The sequence below is a fragment of the Halomonas sp. genome (assembly GCF_041689495.1).
Taxonomy (GTDB): domain Bacteria; phylum Pseudomonadota; class Gammaproteobacteria; order Pseudomonadales; family Halomonadaceae; genus Halomonas.
Map to the genome: position 1 here is coordinate 1 of NZ_JBDNGD010000197.1, position 1,975 is coordinate 1,975.

A 1,975-nucleotide genomic window follows, 5' to 3' on the forward strand; every position below is an offset into this window, starting at 1 on the left:
CATCCCCGAGGGAAAGCTGCAGAATTTCGCCGACGCCCATACCAATTTCAGCGTCAACGATAACCCCAAGATCGGTGACAACCTGGACGCCATCTCCGGCGCCACGGTCACGGTAATCGTCGTCAACGACACCATCATGCGTGCCGCCCGCGAGGTCGCCGCCGCCCTCGGCATCATCGACGACCCCTCCGCTCAGCCGCCGGCTATCGTCAAGCCGGATGTCTTCGCGGCGGCCGATTGGCAGACCCTGACCGGCGACGGCACCATCCGTCGACTGCACCTGACCCACGGCGAGGTCGACGACTCCTTCGTCGGCACCCCCGCCGAGGACTACCTGCGCACCCCGCAGCCCGCCGACAGGACCTTCATTGATCTCTACTATAGCTACCTGAACCCGCCTACCGCCGGCCGCAACCTGCTGGGCGACACCGGCTACGAGCAGCTGATGGCCGAGCTCGGCGAGAACGAGCACGCCATCGGCGTGATGGGCCGCGGCGACTACTCCTTCAAGGGTTCGGGCTATGTGCGCGGCGGCATCTTCGATCGTATCGAGCTCTCCCAGGGCAACACCAGCGTCAGCTTCCACGACCGCGACCACATCCGGCTGGGCAACCTGGCGATCGAGGGCGCGCCGGCGCTCGACGAGCGCGATATCTTCATCGTACGCGGAGACACCGCCTTCGACCCCGGCCGGCCCTGGCAGCTGGCGCTGCTGGTGAGCCGCGCCTCGGGCCCGCTGGACACCGAGTTCAGCCGCTTCAGCGCCGACTACAGCATTCCCGAGGCCTACATCGAACGGCCCGACCCGCCGGTGGAGGAGCCGATCTGGGTACAGGTGTGGCGTGATAAGGCCTTCCAGATCGGCATACTGGGCGCCGGCCTGCTGGTCCTCACCGGCATCATGCTGTTCCAGGACGTGCTGGTGCGTTACCCGCGCATCCTGCGCCCGCTGCGCCTGGGCTTTTTGGTCTACACCCTGGTGTTCATCGGCTGGTACGCCCTGGCCCAGCTCTCGGTGGTCAACATCCTCACCTTCACCAGCTCGCTGATCACCGGCTTCAGCTGGTCCTCCTTCCTGATCGACCCGCTGCTGTTCATCCTCTGGTCCTTCGTGGCGGTCAGCCTGCTGCTGTGGGGACGCGGCGTCTTCTGCGGCTGGCTGTGCCCCTTCGGGGCCCTGCAGGACCTGGTCAACAAGGCCGCCCGCAAGCTCGGCGTCAAGCAGATCGAGGTGCCCTTCGACCTTCATGAGCGCCTCTGGGCGGTGAAGTACATCATTTTGCTGGGGCTGTTCGCCGTCTCTCTGCACTCGCTGGGCACCGCCGAGCGCTACGCCGAGGTAGAGCCTTTCAAGACCGCCATCACCCTGCGCTTCCAGCGCGACTGGGCCTTCCTGCTCTACGCCCTGGCCCTGGTGGCGATCTCGGTGTTCAACCACAAGTTCTACTGCCGCTACGTCTGCCCGTTGGGCGCCGGCCTGGCCATTCCCTCCCGCCTGCGGCTGTTCGACTGGCTCAAGCGCCACCGCGGCAGCTGCGGCACACCGTGTCAGATCTGCGCTCAGGAGTGCGAGGTGGGCGCCATCCACCCCGACGGGCGCATCAATGCCAACGAATGCCACTACTGTCTCGACTGCCAGATCACCTACCACGACGACCAGCGCTGCCCGCCGATGGTCAAGCGACGCAAGCGCTATGAGAAGGCGGCCCGGGTTTCCGGTAGCAGCAACCCGCAAACCTTCGACCCCGCAGCTGCCGGCGCGACCAGCGCCTCGCTGCAGCGCATCCCTACCCACAATGAGGAATAAGACATGAGTGATGACAAGACAAACACGCCAAAAAATATTGAGCGCCGCCACTTCTTGCGCAACACCGGCGTGGTCGGCGTCGCCGGCGCAGGGCTTGCCGGCGGCTTCGGCAGCGCCGCGGCCCTGCTGCAAAGCCAAAAGGCGCATGCCGCCAGCAAAAACGGCGAG

General features: G+C 65.7%; 2 protein-coding genes. Both read left to right on the plus strand.

Annotated features, from left to right (window positions below):
* The coding region (locus ACESMD_RS07175; RefSeq protein WP_372611706.1) for a 4Fe-4S binding protein at window positions 1-1,807 on the plus strand (1,807 nt) is incomplete at its 5' end.
* A gap of 3 nt (window positions 1,808-1,810) precedes the next feature.
* The coding region (locus tag ACESMD_RS07180; protein ID WP_372611708.1) for a twin-arginine translocation signal domain-containing protein at window positions 1,811-1,975 on the plus strand (165 nt) is incomplete at its 3' end.